Raw genomic sequence first — 19,725 nt, 5'->3', positions numbered from 1 at the left:
TAAAGGTAGCTTATTTGACTTATTCAATTAAACGATAAGTTTATATCCTATTCCTTTTAAAGTCTGAATGGTATTAATTCCTAATTTTTCTCTTAATCTTCTAATGTGAACATCTATTGTTCTTTCGCCTACAATAACATCATTACCCCAAACTTTCTCAAGAATTTCTTCTCTCTTAAAGACTTTTTCAGTGTTAGAGGCCAAAAGATAAAGTAAATCGAATTCTTTTTTAGGAAGCAAAAACTGCTGACCGCTTTTAGAAACTCTAAAATTATCTTTATCAATAATCAAATCGCCAATTTCAATTAATTTAGCATTATCTGAAACCTGAGATGTTAATTGTAAAAGTGCGTTTACTTTAGAAATAAGAATTTTCGGCTTGATCAGCTTTACGATATAATCATTGGCTCCAGCCTGAAAACCTGCGAGTTGAGAAAATTCTTCGCTTCTTGCAGAAAGAAAAACAATTAATGATTTTTGAAGTTCTTTTACTTTACGAAGTTCCTGACAGGTTTCGATACCATCTTTTTCGGGCATCATAACGTCTAATAAAATAAGATCGGGAATAATCTCTTTTGCTTTTTCTATTCCTTCGTTACCATTGGTAGCGGTATAGATATCGTATCCTTCCTTTTCCAGATTATAAGACAGAATCTCTAAAATATCGAGTTCATCATCTATTAAGAGTATTTTCTTTTGGTTCATTTTCAATTTTTACGAGTCAAAGTTAATAATTTTTATACGACAGATTAAGAAATCATTTATCGTTCATATAAAGTTAACAATAATATCGTTTTGTTAATGTTTAGTTAAGAAAAAATTAAATTAAACTAAATCACCCACTCCGATAAACTTTTATTCCTTTGCAACGAAAGAATATAGTAAAAAATAAAATGAATTTTAGAAAACTGAGTATCGCAGTTTTGTTTTTAAGCACATCGGGAACTGTACTTTATGCTCAAAGCAAGCAAGACACCATTAAAAAAGAGAAGAAAATCGAAGGTGTTATCATCAAAGGAACCACAAAAAAAGGAACCGAATCTAACATTATTAATTTACAAAAAAAATCCGTAGAGGTTATTGAGCGTGTAGGTTCAGTACAGCTTGCCAAGCAAGGTGTTGGAGATGCTGCAACGGCAGTAACTAAAGCTACAGGAACACAAAAACAAGAAGGAAGCGGGCAGATTTTTGTAAGAGGTTTAGGAGATCGCTACAACAGCACCACCCTTAATGGACTACCCATCCCATCTGATGATCCTGAATTTAAAAATATAAACCTTGAGATATTTAAAACATCAATGGTTGAATATATCTCATTAGATAAAGTGTATAACCCAAGACTACTTGGTGATTTTGGAGGAGCCAATGTCAATATTGCTTCTAAAGAGCATTCCGGAAAGCCTTATTTCAGAGTAGGATTAGGAAGCAGCATCAATTTACAGACTTTCGATAAAAAAGATTTCAAAGTACAGGATGGAGCACCAGGTTTTTTTGGATACAGAACCGCTTCTTTTATAAAAGGAAATCCTAATCAAACCTACCCTTTCACTACAAAATGGAATTTTAAAAATGCAGACAATCCTTTTAACTCTGAAATGAATATAGAAGGAGGAGCTAATTTCGGAAAGTTTTCATTCTTTGGATATGCAGGATTTGAAAACTCTTATGAATTTAGCAAAGGACAGGAAGGGTTCTTTTTCGCTGATGGTACTCCAAATAAAAACTTCACCGATGTAGAGCGTTCGGTATACAAATCAAATACTACTGCTTTAATTAATTTAGGTTATAAAATTAATAGCAATAATAAAATTAATTTCACTTCCAATTACATTCATTCATCAGATCAGGCAGCAAAAATTTACAAGGGGTATTCTTATGATGTAGATAGAGAAGTAATTATCAACAGAGGTGATAATAAAATTACTACAACCTGGATCAACCAATTATTTGGTAATCATAAATTAGGTGATAGCTGGACAGCTGACTGGGCCGTAGGTTATAACATGCTTAACAGCAAAAGACCAGATCGTCTTCAGAATACTATTGATGCTCAAAACTTTCAATTACTTGCTGGAAGTGCTATCAATAACCACAGATATTTTGATGAGCTAAAAGACAATACTGTATTAGGTCACGCATACCTTAGTAAACAATTTGATAAATTCAAAGTAACTGTTGGATATGATGGATCTTATAAAGATCGTAAGTTTGAAAATACTACAATTGGTATGACTTTCAAAGATCTGTTGGGTCATACAATGGATCCTAATAATATTGATGCATTTATTAATGCTCATAACAATACACTAGTTACTGCTCAAGGAGAGCCTATCTTTACTTATTTAACATTCCAGCCTGAGAATAAATTATTTGTTCCATTCTTTTATACTATTAAACAAAACATCCAATCAGGATTCGCGAATGTAGACATAAGTCTTTCAGACAAATTTGTTGTACAAGTTGGAGGTCGTTATGATTTCATTGATATGCAGACACGTTGGGATGATTCGGTAATGGGCCAAGGCAAGAAAAATAAGACATACAATAAATTTCTCCCTGCATTAAATGCAAAATATAGTGTTAATGACAAACAAAATTTAAGACTATCATTCTCAAAAACATATACTTTACCACAGGCAAAAGAACTTATTCCGATTGCTTATTATGATGTAACAAACAACGTATATGGTAACCAATACCTTTATCCTTCTGACAATTATAATGTAGATCTAAAATGGGAGCTTTTCCCTAGATCCGGGGAAGTATTGTCAATTGCTGCTTTTGGAAAATATATTCAAAATCCGATTGCCAGAACAACCTACTCAACTTCAGCCCCAAGTGATATGAGTTATTTCAATATTGCAAACTGGGGATATATATACGGAGCTGAAGTGGAATTTAGAAAAGATCTATATCAATGGAGTAACTCTAAATTGTACACTTTCCTAAACGGAACCTTCATGCAGTCTCAACAGAAGCTAAAAACTGAAACCGAATTTATGAAGGAAAATAATGGTAAAGTTATACAGTTCAACGATCAGACTAAAGATGATATCCAAGGGGTAGCCAACTTCTTAGCCAATGTCAACTTAGGATATAATCATAAATGGAATAATGATAATAGCTTAGACTTCGTTGTTTCTTATTCTTATGTTGGGAAAAACCTTTATGCACTTGGAACCAATAAAACAGGTAACTTTTATGAGCTAGCCCGTAATCTTCTTGATGCTAATATCAACTTTTCATTTAAACAAGTGGGTATCGGAATCAGTGCTAAAAACTTATTAAACCCTGATTATAAAATTGAACAAACTAACGGAGCCGGAGTATTTGTTCATAAAGACTATACAAAAGGACGTCAGGTCGGAATCAATCTATCATATAAATTTTAATTAAAAATATAAATCTAATATAGTTATGAAAAAAACAATTTTAAGAGCAGCTCTTTGCCTTTCGTTAGTGGCTGCATTTTCTTCAACTGCCATTTCTTGTAGCAGTTCTGATGATGAGACAACAGAGAATGTATCTACGGTAGATCCAAGTAACTTTCAAGGAAAGATCGCTGCCGGAACATCTATTACCTTAGATGCTACAAAAGTATACAATCTTACAGGAAGACTTTTAGTAGAAAAGGGAGCTACCCTTATCATTCCTGCAGGAACAAGAATCACAGCATCAGCAGGTGCTACTTATTTAATTGTTGACAGAGGTGGGAAAATTTTCATCAATGGTACAGCAACAAACCCTGTCGTTTTTGAAGGAACTACACATAAACAAGGACACTGGGGAGGTATTGTAATATTAGGAAACGCACCTTCAAACAGAAGTGCTTCAGGAACTTCAACTTCTGAATTAGGAGATTTAACTTATGGAGGTACTGATAACAGCGACAACTCAGGTCTAATTAAATATGTAGTTATCAAAGACAGTGGATTTAAATACAATCCTGAAAAAGAATTCAACGGACTTTCTTTATTCGGCGTAGGTAGTGGAACTACTATTTCTTACGTATATGTAACAGATGGAGCTGATGATGGTATTGAGTGTTTCGGTGGAAGCCCTAATTTAGATCACCTTGTAATTACAGGTGTTGGAGATGATTCTTTCGACTGGACAGAAGGATACAGAGGAACTGTAAACTTCCTTTATGCTGCAAGAAAAAAGCAATATCAAAATGCGGCTGAACCAGGAAACAGAGGAATTGAAGCCGATACTCAGGATACTGACCCTAATACTACTAATGGAAACGGAACTTCTAACCCTACCATAAACAATGCTACTTTCTTAGGAAATGCTGGTGGATCTGAATCTCAAGGATTAAAAATCAGAGCTGGTTCTCAAGGTAAATTTGATAATATTGTTGTTGCAAATTATTCAACCGGACTTGACTTCGAAACGGATAGAACATATGGATGGTTTACGTCAGGTTCTTATATCAAAAACATTAGATTCATAAATGTAGCTACTCTTGTGAAAGCAAAAGCTCCAGCTCCGGATATGTCTGGTGTATTTACCATTAATGCTAATGCTTCAGGTGCAGGAAACGGTACAGCTTTACCAGATTGGGCTAAAGGTTGGACAGGATTAACATCTTTTGATGTTGTTGATGCAATGAACTAAGATTCATCAATAGATTATCATATCAAATTATATAAAAACCATAAGAGGATCAATTGATCTTCTTATGGTTTATTTTTTTATATTTATAACTTGCCTATGTATTGAAGTAAAACAATGAAAACCTTTGCAGCCCTCCAACTATAATAGCAAAAAAGGTATACATAGATAAAAATAAAATAAAAGGTGTCGAATATTCGACACCTTTTATTTTTATATTTTGGGAAAATTTCTAAAAAATAGTATCATGACACTATATCTTTAAAATCAATGAGTACAGTTTTTTCATATTTTTGTTTTATAATTATTAAAAAGAATTAATTGATAATAAAATCTTTAGGAATCACTTTTTTCAATTCCTGGGTTTTTGCTAATCTGTTTTGTCCATAATGTTCAATAGCTCTTATCTTCTTTAAATCATTTTTATTAATTTTTGGTTCAAACAGCTGTGTATAAAATTGTTCTATACCTACCCTTAGTATCTCCATTTCACGGGTATAATATTCTAAATCTGATTTTAAGTACTGATCAAATAATACTAAAAAGTTGTGTAAGTTCGTAGCTTCTTCTTCTGTAAGGTGGGTTTTCTTAAAAAATAACTTGAATTTATCTTTGAAGATATTCTCATTTCGAACAGATAATTGATTTGAATTATCATCGGATACCTTAAGCTTCAAACCTAAATAATTAATCATTTGTTCTGGTGATACTCTGTCTTCATAGTACTCTTGAAGCTCTTTTAAAGAAGTCCATCTGCTTCTATCCAGTGACAGGTCCATCTGTCTTAAGAAAGCATAAAAGAAAAGAATTTGTTTGTAATCTAATTTTAAATAGTTCATAGTATTTAATTATTTATTAGCCCTCCAATAGTATATAGACTGGAGGGTGAAACATTGACTTTTCGTAAAAAAAATTTTGTGTGGTGGTTATTAGTGCCTTTTCCTACTTGTTCATCGCTTGGAATGCCACTGCGAATTTATTTTTTTCTTAAATATAAACAACTTTTATTACGTAAAATTAATATTAAAAAAATATTAAAAGAATTTTAGCCAACATAAAATAGAAAACACCTTCAAAAAATAATTTCCGAAGGTGTTTGATTACAAAGACAAGTACTAAAAATATATTAAGACTCTTTCCAGAGTAAATACCCTTTATTTACTAGAGATTCCACTTTAGAAATTCTGGCAACCGCTTCGGCTGAGCAGCTTGCATCTACTAAAACAAAACTTGCTTCATCTCCCGATTTCGGCCATTGCTGATTTCCTTTATCATCTAACGGAAGTCTGCTCTGAGTAGCAAACTCCAATGTTCTTGAAAGATCAAATTCCGTTTCGTAACCATATAGTTCAGCAATTAAATTAGCTTTCTGAAGCATATTTCCTGACCCAAACGTACTCCAGTAGTCCTGAACGTTGTCATTACCAATCAAAACATTGACCCCATATTTTTTTAATATAGGAAGAGGCATAACTGTACCTCTGAACGGAACAGAAGAGGCAATTCCAACCTTGGCACCAGCCAATCTCTCGGCAATTCGCTCCGTTTCCTTTAATGAAAGATGTCCTAAAGCAAAAGCATGACTCACAAACGTATTCCCCTGAAGAATCGGGTTTTCAATCGCTTTATCAATTAAATAATTGATGGTTTTCATCCCCGAATCGCCTATTTCATGCAAGTGGATATCAATTCCTTTTTTATGGTCTAAAGCTAACTGGACTGTAAAATCCAAAACCTTTTCGATGCTTCCGTCAATACTATAAGGATCCAGACCTCCGATGAAATCAACACTTTTTAAAGCAGCAGCTTCTTTCATTAATGGAACAGTATCTGTATAATACAAACCATGTTGAGGAAAAGCAACCAACTCTGCCCTAAAAGAATCTTTTTTATTTTCTAATGCTTTTTCTAAATTTTCCAATGATACCAATCCTGAAGTCGGATCGATATTGAAATGCGTTCTGGCGAAATTGGTTCCGTAATTCTGCAACAGATCAATCAATTGCCCACCGCGCTGTACCGAAGTTTTTAAAAGTTCCTGGATAATTCCCTGCTCATAAGCAATCATATCTTTTACCGTTTTTCTTTTAGGTGAAAGTGCTTGCCACGGTAATCCATATAATGTTTTATCTAAATGAACATGCATATCTCTAAATGCAGGAAGCATTAATTTTCCTCTAGCATCAATAGCATTAGCAGATATATCATTAGTTTTGACTGTTTTTATTTTTCCTTCAGCGATTTCAACACAAAACAAATCAGTTTTTGTCTTGATAACATCTTCATGATCATATTCAAATCCTGTTTCTAAACGGACATTTTTTAACGTAAAATTTTCTGCTGATAAAAGTTGATATTCTGACTGCATATTCCTGATTTTAGTAATACAAAGTTACACCTGTTTCCAATGGAACAAGTGTATTAATCATATCATATTTTGTATCGATTATTACTCTTTAAACTGAGATGGAGTCATTCCTGTTTGAGCTTTAAAAAATTTAGAAAAGCTGGCATGATCATAAAAGCCCAAGTCATAGACAATATCTTTTACAGACATTTCAGAAACTTTCAATAGGCGTTTTGCTTCCAATAAAATCCTGTCCTGAATAAGGGATGACGCAGAGGTATTAAGGCTTTTTTTACAGACAATATTTAAATAATTTGCCGAAATATTCAGCTTTTCCGCATAAAAAGAAACCGAACGCTCCTCTTTAAAATATTGATCAATAAAGTTTTGGAATTTAGAAATGATTGGATTTGAATTATAAATTTCAAAATCCTTAAATACACCTTCTACAGACTTACTGATCAGAAGTCCGATCACCTCACTTCTCTTCTGAATCAGGTCCAAAAAAACAGTCTCTTTATTGAGTTCTTTTTGAATAGCCTTAAATTCATATAAAAGCAACTGATACATCTCCTCTGAAACATTGATCACAGGATGATTCTGATAATACGACCATGAAAACCGTAAAGCAGGCAGGAAACCTTCAAACCATTCACGGCTGATCATCAATTGATATCCTATGGTTTCCTTTTCTATAACCCACTGATGAACCTGTCCGGGGAATACTAAATGAATCTGATGATTCTCAATAGGATATTTTATAAAATCAATAGTATGAGATCCTTTACCATGTTCAAAAAGATTAATAATAAAAAAATCATGCTTATGCGGATCATCAATAGATCTTTCGCCGTGAAGCTCATTAAACAAAAGCTGACAGCCTTTGGATTGATTTTCATTAAATACCTGAATACCTAAAACGGGAAAATGATCCGACTGATGATTCATCCTACTCTTAATTTACTTCCTAAAATAAGTAAATTTCATGAGAGCCCGTGATATTCTTTATCAAAAAACAATATTTCCCTGATGAATAAGCGATTCTACCTTAGAAATCCTTGATACAGCTTCTGCAGAGCAGGTAGCGTTGACAAAAACTAAATTAGCATCATTTCCTGTCCTGGGCCATTGTTGATTTCCCTTATCATCCAATGGAAGGATATTTCCGGTAGCAAGCCTCAAGCTACGCGATAATAAAAACTCTGTTGAATAACCATACAATTGCGCCATTAGATTAGCTTTCTGCAAAACACTCCCTGAGCCAAAAGTATTCCAATGGTCAACGATACTATCATTACCCGTTAAAACTGTTACATTATGTTTGTATAGGGTTGGAATCGGCATAATGAGACCTCCGAACGGAATGGTAGAAACAATTCCTATTTGTGCATCAGCCAGTTTTTCCGCTATCTCTTCCTGCTTTGGTTTATCTAATTTTCCAAGAACAAAACAATGGCTTAAATACGTGTTCCCTTTCAACGTCGGATTTTCATTTACTTTATTAATCAAATATTCAACAGTTTTCAATCCTGATTCTCCTGATTCATGTAAGTGGATATCAATTCCTTTTTTATGGTCTAAAGCTAACTGAACTGTAAAATCTATTGTCTTCTCTATAGCACCATCGATCGTATAAGGATCGACTCCCCCAATGAAATCAATATCTGTCTGAGCTGCCTCTTTTAAGTAAGGAACCGAATCTGTATAAAAGACACCATGCTGCGGAAATGCCACCAATTCTGCTCCAAAAGTTGCCTTTTTATTCTCTAATGCCTTTTGTAGATTTTTTAAAGAGTTCAGTTTTGAAGTAGGCTCAATATTGACATGACTTCTTGCAAAAGAAGTTCCTTTGGATTGAAGCAATTCTATCATTTTCTCTGCTTTAAATGTAGAATTCTTAAGCATTTCCGGAAGCATTTGCTGCTCCAACTCAATCATCCCTTTTACCCCACCTGTCCTTTTTTTTACTGCCTGCCATTTTTCTCCATAAAACGTTTTATCCAAATGGATATGCATATCTTTAAAGGCAGGAAGCATCAGATAGCCTTTAGCATCAATGGCTTTTGTATTATGAGGTTGGTTAGCACTGATTGTTTTTATCTTTCCATTTTCAATTTCGATAGAAAACAAATCGGTTTTCGTTGATACTACTTCGCCTTCATCATACATAAAACCTGTCTCCAGACGTACATTTTTCAGACTTATTTTATTTTTTATCAAAGAACCTGTATAGTCGAAAAATAGGCTTGCCCCGCTTAAGGTTCCCGAAGTTAAAGTTAATCCTGCCATCGCTAATGCTGAATTTCTGATAAAGTCTTTACGTGATATATGGTTTGAAGTCTTCATTTCCTATCTATTTACCACAAAATTAAAAAGAACAGAATAGAACTCCGGGTATCGTTTATAACAATATCTGTATCATTTATTTGGTAAGTACAACAACAAACCTTTTTTCTAATAAAAAAATAGGATAAGACTTCAAGCCCTATCCTATTTATATTTTATAATCGATTAAAGTTTAAGAATATTCAAATTTTCTTACAGCTTCTAGTGTCATATCAATTTCCTTATCTTTAATAGCGTTGCTGATAAAATAAGTTTCATACCCACTTGGTGGAAGGTAGATTCCATTCGTCAACATCTGATGAAAGAAATTATTAAATAAAGCATGATTCGCTTCCTGTGCCTCATCAAAGTTAGAAACCCTGTTGATATGAAAGAAAACTGACATCATAGAACCCTTTCTGTTGATTTTATGGGCAATTCCTTTTTCATTCAGAATTTTTCCAATTTCGAAATCCAAAGTCTCAGTTGTTTTGTTAATATTATCAAAGAAGGCCGGATCATTTTTAATCAGCTGAAGGGTTTTTAATCCCGCTCTCATTGCTAGCGGATTTCCACTTAATGTTCCAGCCTGATATACGCCTCCTTTAGGAGCCAAATAATCCATAATTTCATTTCTTCCTGCGAAAGCTCCTACCGGCAAACCTCCTCCGATTACTTTTCCATAAGTAACCAAGTCTGCTTTTACATTAAAAAGTTCCTGAGCACCTCCAAAAGCTAATCTGAATCCTGTCATCACCTCATCAAAGATCAGTAAAGCCCCATTTTCGTCACAAATCTTTCTTAGTTTTTGTAAGAAATTATTTTCAGGAAGAACACACCCCATATTTCCTGCAACTGGTTCAATAATTACTGCTGCAATCTCACCCTGGTTATGACGGAATAAATCTTCAACCTGCTCAAAATCATTATATCTCGCCAAAAGAGTATCTTTCGCAGTTCCCTGAGTAACCCCTGGTGAATTTGGGTTTCCAAAAGTTGCTGCACCACTTCCTGCTTTGATCAAAAAAGAATCTGAATGTCCATGATAACATCCTTCAAATTTTACAATCTTATCTCTGCCGGTATATCCTCTTGCTAGTCGTATGGCGCTCATACAAGCTTCCGTACCTGAAGAAACCATTCTGATCTGATCAATATTGGGTACATTTTCTACGATAAATTTTGCGATTTCAGTTTCCAGCTCCGTAGGTGCTCCGAAAGAAAATCCTTTCTCTGCCTGCAACTTTAATTCTTCTAAAACCTCAGGATGTGTATGTCCAAGAATAGCCGGCCCCCATGAATTGATATAATCAATATAGGTATTGTTATCTTCATCTGTCAGATAAGCCCCTTTTGCTGATTTCATGAATACAGGAACTCCCCCTACTGATTTAAACGCCCGAACAGGTGAATTAACACCACCCGGAATGTACTGATAAGCTTCATCAAATAAAGCTGAACTTCTTTGGTATCTCATATTACTCAAACAAATGCGCCTTACGGCGCATCATTATTTATATTTTTGTTTTTATTAATTTCTTGGTTTTTTATCGATCAGATAAATTAACTGTCCTGCAGAGCATTGCTGTCCTTCATCCATTCGGTTTTTTGCATATAGCTTGTGTAATTTTATCCCAAATTTCTGAGCTATATCATGCATACCCTCTCCTGGCTCAGCTTTATAAGTTGCTGTATTTCCACTGGAGTTTTTCGATTCAAGAAAGACAATATCGTTTTTCTTTAAGGTTGTACCTTCCAATTCATTCCATTTAATCAGTCTACTTTCACTTACTTTGAATTTATTGGCGATATATTTTACGTCGGTGTCTTCAGGAATAACAATATACTTTAAACCGTCGTTAGGATGACTTTTTATTAAAATAGAATTGAGAATTTCAGCTTTGGTTTTAATTCTCTCTACTCTTTTCTGCTGTTGTGCATAAGATGTCTGCTTATAAGGTACGCTTACTGTTACAGGCTCTTTTTTACCTGCTTTTGAAGGTTCCAGTCTTGCCATAAAGGCTCTGTCATCTTTTAAATCCGGATACATTCTTAACACCGCATAAAGAACCTCTTTAGAACTGGTATTATCGAATTCATACAATTTATATCTTTCAATTTTACCAATCAGTATAGAAGCATAACGGGGGTTGGTGGCATATCCAGCTTTTTTAAGGCCATAAGCCCAGGCTCTGTAATCTTTTATATCTAAATTAAAAAGATTGGTGTAATACTTTCTTGTAGATAAGAATATGGAGTGGTCTTCATAAGATTGTCTGGGATCGTCATACACCCTGAAACATTCATTAGGTGCATCATCCGTATGCTTCATCGTTTTACCCGACCAGTCTTCTTTACACTTTATTCCGAAATGATTTTTACCTTCCTGAGCCAATCTGCTTTGTCCTCCTCCGGTCTCTAAAAGCCCCTGTGCAAGAGTAATGGAAGCCGGAATTTTATACTTTTCCATTTCTTCCACTGCATATTGAGCGAACCTTTGGATGTATTGGTCTTCAGTAGCCCAGGTCTGGGCCGAGAATTTTGATAAAACTAAAAGGCTTACAAGCAAGAAAAGTCTTTTCATGTTTTTCAATTTTACTATATAATTAATTTTCTATTTTGTTTTTCTAAAAGCAAATTTGCTCCTTCAATACCTTGTAATCCTCCAGTATGAAAGCATAATATTTTGCTGTTTTCAGGAAAGTACCCCTCATCGATCAGTTCTAAAACTTTCTGCATCATTTTTCCTGTATAAATCGGTTCCAAAGGAATATTATAATTCTCTTTAAAATCATTGATAAACTGGATGTTTTCATCCTTTATTTTACCATAACCTCCAAAACTAGAATCTATTAGATTAAAATTCTTCTTTAAGGTTAATCCAAAGATTTTATTTTCTAAAGAATCATCGTCAACCACCTTAAAACCTATAACTTTCTGATTCTCTTCACAAAATTTAGAAATTCCGGCGATTGTCCCTCCGGTTCCAACTGCAGTGCAAAGATAATCAAAATCTTTTGTTTGATTATTGAGCATCATTTTTATCCCCTCTACTGCACCTTCATTGGTTCCACCTTCAGGTACTACTAAAGCATTGGGAAACTCTTGTTGTAAAAACTCCGATAGCTTTTCTTTGTTACGGTATTCTTCACGGGTTACAAACTTCAGGTTCATTCCATTTTTAAACGCAAAAAATAAAGTAGGATTGTATTTCCATTTATCGGCAAGCTCTTCTCCTCTGATAATGCCAAGTGTAGGAATTCCGGCCTGCTTTCCAACTGCAGAAACAGCAGAGATATGATTGGAGTAGGCTCCTCCAAATGTAATCAGATAAGGTTTCTTAGAGTTCTGTTCTAAATAATTATTGATATTATAAAAAAGCTTCCAGAATTTATTCCCTGAAATTTGAGGATGGATAAGGTCTTCTCGCTTTATGAAAAGTTTCACATTTTTTTGAATAGGAATTTCCTGGATAGGAACAGATGTAGAAGGAATTTGCAATATCATGTATTATTAACGTAAAGATTTTTAATTAGCTCAGGGAAATAAAGTCTACAACTCTTTTATTTTTTGAAGTTTGACCTTAGATATTTTCTGAATCCCCAGAACTTTCTTTTTTTCAGATAATCAGGATTGTTTTCCATCGCATATGCCTCTCTTTCAAATGAAATACTTTTATACGCCAGATAGCCATCTTTTAGTTTGAAAAGCAGATAGTAGTATTCAATTACATAAAAAATATAGAAGAAAATAATCAGCAATTCCAGCTGTTGTCTCAAGTGAATTTTTTCGTGATTGATCAATACATTATTTTCCTTATCTTCGGGTTTCCTTATGAAGATAAAGGGAAAAAGAGCGATGCCATTAATTTTTAATTTTTTTAATGGTTTTTGGCACACAATTATCATAATAACAAATATAAAGTTTTTGATCAAGATTTAACTTATGGCTCATTTTGACATCAAAGAACATGAAGACTTTTACTATAATGAACAAGGGTACAAGGTTTTCACAGAAAAGTTTCACCTGAAACGAGGATATTGCTGTAAGAGTGGCTGTAAACATTGTCCTTACGGATACGATAAAAAGACTGATACATTCATTAAAAACGATAAAAAAAATAAATAAAATGAAAAAATATATTTTTATTTTGTTAGCCGTGGCTACTTTGGGCTTAACTTCTTGTAGTCCTTTTCAGGTACGATCTGACTATGCTGAAACCGGTAACTTCACTTCTTATAAAACATATAAAATAAGAATTGATGATTTAAAGCTGAATGATATTGATAAAGACAGAGTTTTGAATGAATTGTCAAGACAATTGAAAAGCAAAGGTCTTTCATCGGGTGAAAATCCGGACTTAATCGTTAACGTAAAAGCTAATCACAAAAAAATAACAGACATCAACAGCATGAACCCTGGAATGGGAATGTGGGGATGGGGTGGTCCTTTCGGATGGGGGCTTGGAATGAACAGAACCTGGACCAGCAATTATAATGAAGGCGCTATTATCGTTGATCTTATCGATACAAAAAGTAATAAATTAGTTTGGCAGGGTATCGGAAGCGGAATCTCCGTAGACTCTCCAAGAGCTAAACAAAGACAAATCCCGGAAATCATGGCGGAAATTATGAAAAATTATCCTCCACAGAGAAAATAATACGATTGTATTTAAACAATAATATGGTAAAAAGCCAATACAAAAATGTATTGGCTTTTTCATTTAAGAAAAGCTAATCGAAGTTTAGAAAAACATCAAAAACACTGATTCCCAGAACATAATGCGTTGCATTCAAAATTAACAATAATGTAATTTTTCATTTCATAAAAATGTAGTAATCTTACCGAAATTTATTTAATATGAAAAAAATTATCTTATTTCTTGTTTTAGCAGGCTTTGCTAAAGCTCAGGCTCCCGCAGGATACTACTCTTCTGCCAATGGATTAACAGGCGCTCCTTTGAAAAGCGCATTAAGTACAATCATTACAAATGGTCATCAGGACAAGGGATATAATGGGTTGTGGACTGCCTTTAAAACGACAGACATTGATAAAGACTATGAAAATGACGGTTCTATCATGGATATCTATTCTGAAAAACCTAATGGTGCAGATCCCTATAATTATACTCCAGGTACCAATCAGTGTGGTACTTACTCTGTAGAAGGGAATTGCTATAACCGTGAGCATATTGTTCCTCAAAGTTTATTTAATAAGAATGCTCCTATGGTTTCTGACATCCATTTTATCAGAGCCACTGACGGAAAAGTGAATGGAATGAGATCCAATTATCCTTACGGAAAAGTAGGCTCATCTACTTATACTTCTCAAAATGGTTCTAAATTAGGAAATTCAACTTCCTCAGGATATGCCGGAACTGTTTTTGAACCTATCGATGAATTTAAAGGCGATGTGGCACGTATGATCTTCTATTTCGTAACCCGCTACGAAAGCCAACTTTCCACATTCTCCTCAGGGAATATGCTGGGAAGCACAGCTTATCCAGGATTACAGACCTGGGAACTTAATGTTCTTTTGGCATGGCATAATCAGGATCCTGTTTCGCCGGCTGAAATCACCAGAAATAATGCCTCATATACGTATCAGGGAAACAGAAACCCATTCATTGACAATCCTGCATATGTCAATCAAATCTGGGGATCTCAACAACCATCAACAGATACCCAGGCTCCCACTACCGTTACAGGTCTTACCGTATCAGGAAAAACTTCTAACAGTGTTTCACTTTCTTGGAATGCTTCCACAGACAATGTTGGCGTATCTTCTTATGATGTTTATATGAACGGAAGTCTAAAAACTAACGTTAGCTCAACTTCTACGACTGTGTCTGGATTAACTGCTTCTACAACCTATAATTTCTATGTGGTTGCTAAGGATGCAGCAGAAAATACTTCTTCAAACAGCTCAACTGTCTCTGCAACGACTGAAGCTGGTGGAACCACTAACCCGTCAACAGATTGTGTTAATGAAAATTTTGAAACCATTCCTACAGGCAGTTCATCAAGCTATTCTACAAGAACATGGACCAACAGTGGAATTACCTGGACAGCTACAGACGCAAGAACTGACCAAACCATCTCCAATAAAGCAATTACTGTGAGAAACGGTTCTTTAAAATCAAGTACATCAGCTAATGGTATTGGATCTTTAACAGTAACAACACAATTAAAATTCAGTGGTAGCAACGGAACATTTAATGTTTTAGTGAATGGTACGCAAGTAGGAACAATTCCTTACAGTGCAATTGCTGAGACAACCACCATAAGCAACATCAATGTTTCTGGAAATGTGATTGTGACACTCGAAAACAACTCATCAAGCAACAGAGTTGCTCTTGACAATCTAAGCTGGACCTGTTATTCATCCACTGGAAAACAAAGTAAGAGCATTGAATCAGATCAGAAAACAGAATCATCGGATTTACAGATTTATCCTAACCCAATCTCCAATCAGGAAATCTATGTAAAGGGGGAAACTCAAAATATCAAAAAAGCTGAAATTTATAACCTACAAGGAAAAGTAATGCAAACAATTGATAGTCCTTTTAAAAATACCAGGAACTCAATCAAAATTAAAAACCTTGAGCAAGGAGTTTATATTTTAAAATTGGATCAGTCGACTCTGAAGTTTATTGTAAAATAAATAGTTTCAATTTAGTAAACATAAAAAGCGGGTTCAATATTGAACCCGCTTTTTATTTCTTTTATACCAAAACTTATCGATAAGACCCCGGAATTAATGCTACTCCAGTTAGTTTAACTTAGAAAAAAGCCTCATATAACACTAAAAATCAAAACATTATTCCGAGTTAAAGTTTGTTAAATAATTGTGTAAACAAAAATATAGTGTGACATTGTATGACACAAATTATCACACAAAAACAATTATTTATTATGAAAAATTTAATCAAACTCAGTAAAGAAAATTTAAAAACGATTAAAGGCGGAGGCGATCAAGGAGTATGCTACCTTCCTGGTGGAGGATATGTTATCAGGGATTGCTCTTCAAGATGTCCTAATGGCGGTTACCCTGCTTGTCCGGCTTAATGAATTTCTCATCTTTACCTCCTAGATATCATAAATAAATAGAGGGTATTGATGAAAAGAAAATAAGAGGCTGTCTCAAAAGGACAGTCTCTTTTTAGTATTTCATTGAAAAAAGATTTCGATATTTTGAATAAAAAAAATATCTTGGAAAAAAGAAGATATAAGTCAAAAAAGCAGTCTGTTTTAGGCTGCTTTTGACATTTTCTTTAGATTGTGGGCAATTGCGAGTATGCCGATTTCTACCTCGACTTTATTTTTTCCCCGAAGCATGAATCGTTTAAAATTTTTGTTGTGTTTGAGCTCTGCAAAAACAGGTTCAACATCATGGCATCTTTGTTTTCTGAGTTTGATGCCCTTGCTGGTATTAAGAAGTTTGAAAACCTTTTCTCTGATTTTTGCCAATTTAGGATTGTTTTGTGAAGTGGTTATTTGTCCCGATTTCTGATCTTTTCTGAAGTAATTATATTTAACATAAGCTTTTATTTTCTTAGATTTTAACAAGTTGTAATTTTCTTCTGAGCCATAACCAGCATCAGCAACAAGCTCTTTGGGAGCTTTATGATAGCTTTCTTCAAAACCCAGTAAATGAGTCGCTAATGTTTTGGTGTCTGTTGGGTTGGGGTGAATTGAATAATGTAAAATGAATTGTCTATGGGTAGAAATTTGTAGATTGTAAGCGGGTTTTAGTTGTCCGTTTCGCATATGATCCTCCTTCATTCGCATAAAAGTAGCGTCTGTATCGGTTTTGGAATAGGAATTTCTATCTTCTAATAATTCTTGCTGTTTTTTATATTTCTCTAAATTATCTGCCCAGTTTTTCTTAGCATAATTCAGTTTCTGACGAACTTTTGAAGCTACTTTTTTATCTTTCAAAACTTCATTGATCTTTTCGATGGTTTGAGTTACTTTTTCAGAATCTACTTCTTTAAAATCAATACTTTCTGTATTTTCAAGCTCGTCTTTGGCAACTGTTTCTGCATAGTTCCAAAGCTCTTCTAATTGCTCTGCAATCCTTTCTTTGTGTTTTTTGACAGCTCTTCCCCAAACAAAAGTATAGCGATTGGCATTGGCTTCTATCTTGGTGCCATCTACAAAAGTGGTTTTCAGACTTACCAAACCTTCCTTTTCCAAAAGAAGAACAATTTGTGTGAAAATAGCTTTAATCTCACCTTTCAATCGTTCACTACGGAACCTGTTTAAGGTGTTATGATCGGGACGGCTCATTGCAGAGAGCCACATAAAATGGATGTTTTCTTTCAAGGCCTGCTCCATTTTGCGGCTTGAATAGATATTGCTTAAATAGCCATAAATCAAAACTTTCAAAAGCATTTTTGGGTGGTAGCAAGATGTTCCGCCAGGTTTGTAGGTTTTAATTAAGCTTTTGATATCCAAGCCATCAATAATGTTTGAAACAATTTTCACAGGATGTCGCTCATCAATCAACTCCGATAAATTGGGAGGAAAAAGCAGATTTTCTTTGGGGGTGTAATCTTTAAAGACTACTTTTGACGTACTTAACACAATGCAAATTAATCAATTTGCAACTATTAGGAAAGCGAAAGCTTTCCTTTTTGCATAAAAAAGGCTATCTCTTTTGAGACAGCCTCATTTTTTATAGTTATTTGTAATATAGGTTTTTATTTACCCATATTTTTTATCTGCTCAATTTGTTCCATATAGGCATCCCAACCTCCGGTTGAAAGCACATAAACCATATAGATTAAACTTAAAACCCCAATAACAAGACCTATAATACATAATATTCTTCCTGTCTTCAAATTATTATAATCTATATAAAGACTTGGGTCTTTTTGATACAAGGCATTGTCTTTATTATAAAGGTTCATTCCGATTAATCCGCAAATGACACCTACAATTCCGTTACAGCAGCAGCTGCCTAAAATAGCAACGATCCCTAATACTAATACTGTTGTTGCGTTTGGTAATTTCTGATTCATAGTTATTTTGTTAAGTTGTTAAATAAAAGTGTTTGTAAAAATAGGAAACCACCATGATAACTGAATTAAGAATTGCTAAAAAAATGATAACATTTCCATAATTTCTTTTTCTGTCAATAAAATTCAGCCCCACGGTACATAAAAAAAGTAATAAAGTATAAACCGCAGGAAACATATGAAATGCCTCTGAAAATTTTCCTTCAAAAACCAAGACAATAGCCCTTTGGGTTCCACAGCCGAAACATTCTATTCCTAGGAACTTCTTGCTTGGGCAAGGCAACATAAAGTCTTCAATTTTCATTTTTCCTTTTATTTTATTCTCTAAAATTAAGAAGAAATTTTCGCTCGCAGATACTGATGTGGGAAAAAGCAATTTTCTCCCATCTCAAAAGAGCCTTGAACAGCAATATATGGATTTCTTAAAATTTCTCTGGCAATAAATATCAGATCTGCATCCCCTTTTTCTAAAATATCTTCGGCCTGTTCTACTTGAGTAATCAGACCTACAGCTCCGGTTTTTACTACAGCTTCCTTCTTTACCTGTGAGGAGAACGGAACCTGATAACCATCAAACACAGGAATTTTTGCACCGTGGATATTTCCGCCACTGGAAACATCAACCAAATCCACTGCATGATCTTTAAGTATTTTTGCCAGTGCTACACTGTCTTCAATATTCCAGCCATTCTCAGCATATTCGGTTCCTGATATTCTCACAAACAAAGCTACATTTTCATTGAGCTCTTCATTCACCGCATCTACAATCTCGAGTAAAAACCTAATTCTATTTTCAAAGCTTCCCCCATACTCATCTGTCCGTATGTTTGATAGAGGTGACAAAAACTGATGGACTAAATACCCGTGTGCACCATGGATTTCAATGATATCAAAACCTGCCTTTACAGCCCTTTTAGCTGCCTTCTTAAAATTCTGAATCTGTGCTTTAATATCCTCAATCGTCAATACCTGTGGAATCCTTTCCGTAGGATGATAAGGTATAGGGCTCGGAGCAATGGTCTCCCACCCCTCTTCCACCGGAATCTGAATATTATTCCAGGTAGACCCTTTTCTTCCGGCATGGGCCAATTGAATTCCAATTTTACTTTCCGAATTGGAATGAACAAACTTTACTATCTTTTCCAGTTTTTCTGCTTGTTCATCATTCCAGATTCCCATACACTTATTCGTGATTCTGCCACGTGGCTCCACACCTGTTGCTTCAACCATAATTAAACCTGTACCGCCTTGTGACCTGCTTCCATAGTGTACAAAATGAAAATCATTCGCCAGTCCGTTTTCACAGGAATACATACACATAGGGGACATTACCCATCTGTTTTTAAGCTCTACATTTCTGAATTGTATCGGAGTATATAACATCTTGATTTGTTTTATATTTTAATATCAAACG

19 protein-coding genes are annotated in these 19,725 nt (G+C 34.5%); 6 read left to right on the top strand and 13 right to left on the bottom strand.

The annotated features are described in order from the left end of the window. Positions 1–27: 27 nt before the first annotated feature. Positions 28–705 (bottom strand): response regulator, encoded by a 678-nt coding sequence (locus tag CJF12_RS19590; RefSeq protein ID WP_034686154.1) that lies wholly within the window; start codon positions 703–705, stop codon positions 28–30. Between the two features lie 188 nt (positions 706–893). Between CJF12_RS19590 and CJF12_RS19585 the strand changes: the two genes are divergently transcribed. Beyond that, complete coding sequence (locus CJF12_RS19585; RefSeq protein ID WP_034686153.1) at positions 894–3,392, top strand: TonB-dependent receptor domain-containing protein; 2,499 nt, start codon at positions 894–896, stop codon at positions 3,390–3,392. A 25-nt stretch (positions 3,393–3,417) separates the two neighbouring features. After that, on the top strand, positions 3,418–4,620 hold the full coding sequence (locus CJF12_RS19580) for a hypothetical protein (protein ID WP_034686152.1): 1,203 nt from the start codon (positions 3,418–3,420) through the stop codon (positions 4,618–4,620). A gap of 314 nt (positions 4,621–4,934) precedes the next feature. On the opposite strand, the gene CJF12_RS19575 is transcribed toward CJF12_RS19580, so the two are convergent. The 8 genes from CJF12_RS19575 to CJF12_RS19540 all read right to left on the bottom strand — a co-directional run bounded on the left by CJF12_RS19575 (position 4,935) and on the right by CJF12_RS19540 (position 13,197). Beyond that, positions 4,935–5,456: a hypothetical protein gene (locus tag CJF12_RS19575; protein ID WP_034686149.1), complete on the bottom strand. Its 522-nt coding sequence runs from the start codon at positions 5,454–5,456 to the stop codon at positions 4,935–4,937. A 287-nt stretch (positions 5,457–5,743) separates the two neighbouring features. Further along, a complete protein-coding gene (locus CJF12_RS19570; protein WP_034686147.1) occupies positions 5,744–6,985 on the bottom strand; it encodes an amidohydrolase in 1,242 nt (413 codons plus the stop codon). A gap of 81 nt (positions 6,986–7,066) precedes the next feature. After that, positions 7,067–7,912, bottom strand: a complete 846-nt coding sequence (locus tag CJF12_RS19565) for a helix-turn-helix domain-containing protein (RefSeq protein ID WP_034686144.1) — start codon at positions 7,910–7,912, stop codon at positions 7,067–7,069. A gap of 60 nt (positions 7,913–7,972) precedes the next feature. Continuing rightward, on the bottom strand, positions 7,973–9,310 hold the full coding sequence (locus CJF12_RS19560; protein ID WP_034686142.1) for an amidohydrolase: 1,338 nt from the start codon (positions 9,308–9,310) through the stop codon (positions 7,973–7,975). 172 nt (positions 9,311–9,482) lie between these two features. Beyond that, positions 9,483–10,766, bottom strand: coding sequence for a glutamate-1-semialdehyde 2,1-aminomutase (gene hemL / locus CJF12_RS19555; protein ID WP_034686140.1), 1,284 nt, complete (start codon positions 10,764–10,766; stop codon positions 9,483–9,485). A 54-nt stretch (positions 10,767–10,820) separates the two neighbouring features. Then, entirely contained in the window at positions 10,821–11,873 is a 1,053-nt protein-coding gene (locus CJF12_RS19550; RefSeq protein WP_034686139.1) for a glucosaminidase domain-containing protein, read from the bottom strand. A 14-nt stretch (positions 11,874–11,887) separates the two neighbouring features. After that, positions 11,888–12,796 carry a 1-aminocyclopropane-1-carboxylate deaminase/D-cysteine desulfhydrase gene (locus CJF12_RS19545; protein ID WP_034686137.1) on the bottom strand — a complete coding sequence of 303 codons (909 nt, stop codon included), beginning with the start codon at positions 12,794–12,796 and terminating at the stop codon, positions 11,888–11,890. A 56-nt stretch (positions 12,797–12,852) separates the two neighbouring features. Continuing rightward, positions 12,853–13,197, bottom strand: a complete 345-nt coding sequence (locus CJF12_RS19540) for a hypothetical protein (RefSeq protein ID WP_034686134.1) — start codon at positions 13,195–13,197, stop codon at positions 12,853–12,855. Between the two features lie 37 nt (positions 13,198–13,234). Between CJF12_RS19540 and CJF12_RS19535 the strand changes: the two genes are divergently transcribed. From CJF12_RS19535 to CJF12_RS20055, 4 genes are all read left to right on the top strand, one after another. Then, positions 13,235–13,417 (top strand): DUF5522 domain-containing protein, encoded by a 183-nt coding sequence (locus CJF12_RS19535; RefSeq protein ID WP_034686132.1) that lies wholly within the window; start codon positions 13,235–13,237, stop codon positions 13,415–13,417. Position 13,418: 1 nt separating this feature from the next. Then, positions 13,419–13,949, top strand: coding sequence for a DUF4136 domain-containing protein (locus CJF12_RS19530; protein ID WP_034686130.1), 531 nt, complete (start codon positions 13,419–13,421; stop codon positions 13,947–13,949). A gap of 200 nt (positions 13,950–14,149) precedes the next feature. Continuing rightward, positions 14,150–15,952: an endonuclease gene (locus tag CJF12_RS19525; protein WP_051887345.1), complete on the top strand. Its 1,803-nt coding sequence runs from the start codon at positions 14,150–14,152 to the stop codon at positions 15,950–15,952. 251 nt (positions 15,953–16,203) lie between these two features. Beyond that, positions 16,204–16,356 carry a bacteriocin-like protein gene (locus CJF12_RS20055; protein WP_165569122.1) on the top strand — a complete coding sequence of 51 codons (153 nt, stop codon included), beginning with the start codon at positions 16,204–16,206 and terminating at the stop codon, positions 16,354–16,356. Positions 16,357–16,539: 183 nt separating this feature from the next. Here CJF12_RS20055 and CJF12_RS19515 read toward each other — a convergent pair whose 3' ends face one another. From CJF12_RS19515 to namA, 4 genes are all read right to left on the bottom strand, one after another. Further along, entirely contained in the window at positions 16,540–17,877 is a 1,338-nt protein-coding gene (locus CJF12_RS19515) for an IS1182 family transposase (protein WP_095591034.1), read from the bottom strand. 116 nt (positions 17,878–17,993) lie between these two features. After that, a complete protein-coding gene (locus tag CJF12_RS19510) occupies positions 17,994–18,314 on the bottom strand; it encodes a CCC motif membrane protein (RefSeq protein WP_034687031.1) in 321 nt (106 codons plus the stop codon). A 10-nt stretch (positions 18,315–18,324) separates the two neighbouring features. Continuing rightward, entirely contained in the window at positions 18,325–18,615 is a 291-nt protein-coding gene (locus tag CJF12_RS19505; protein ID WP_034687034.1) for a DUF2752 domain-containing protein, read from the bottom strand. Positions 18,616–18,641: 26 nt separating this feature from the next. Beyond that, positions 18,642–19,694, bottom strand: a complete 1,053-nt coding sequence (gene namA, locus CJF12_RS19500) for an NADPH dehydrogenase NamA (protein WP_034687037.1) — start codon at positions 19,692–19,694, stop codon at positions 18,642–18,644. Positions 19,695–19,725 lie beyond the last annotated feature (31 nt).

Origin of the sequence: Chryseobacterium piperi (assembly GCF_002285635.2) — a bacterium.
Taxonomy (GTDB): Bacteria; Bacteroidota; Bacteroidia; order Flavobacteriales; family Weeksellaceae; genus Chryseobacterium; species Chryseobacterium piperi.
This window is presented reverse-complemented; position numbering and strand designations above follow the sequence as displayed.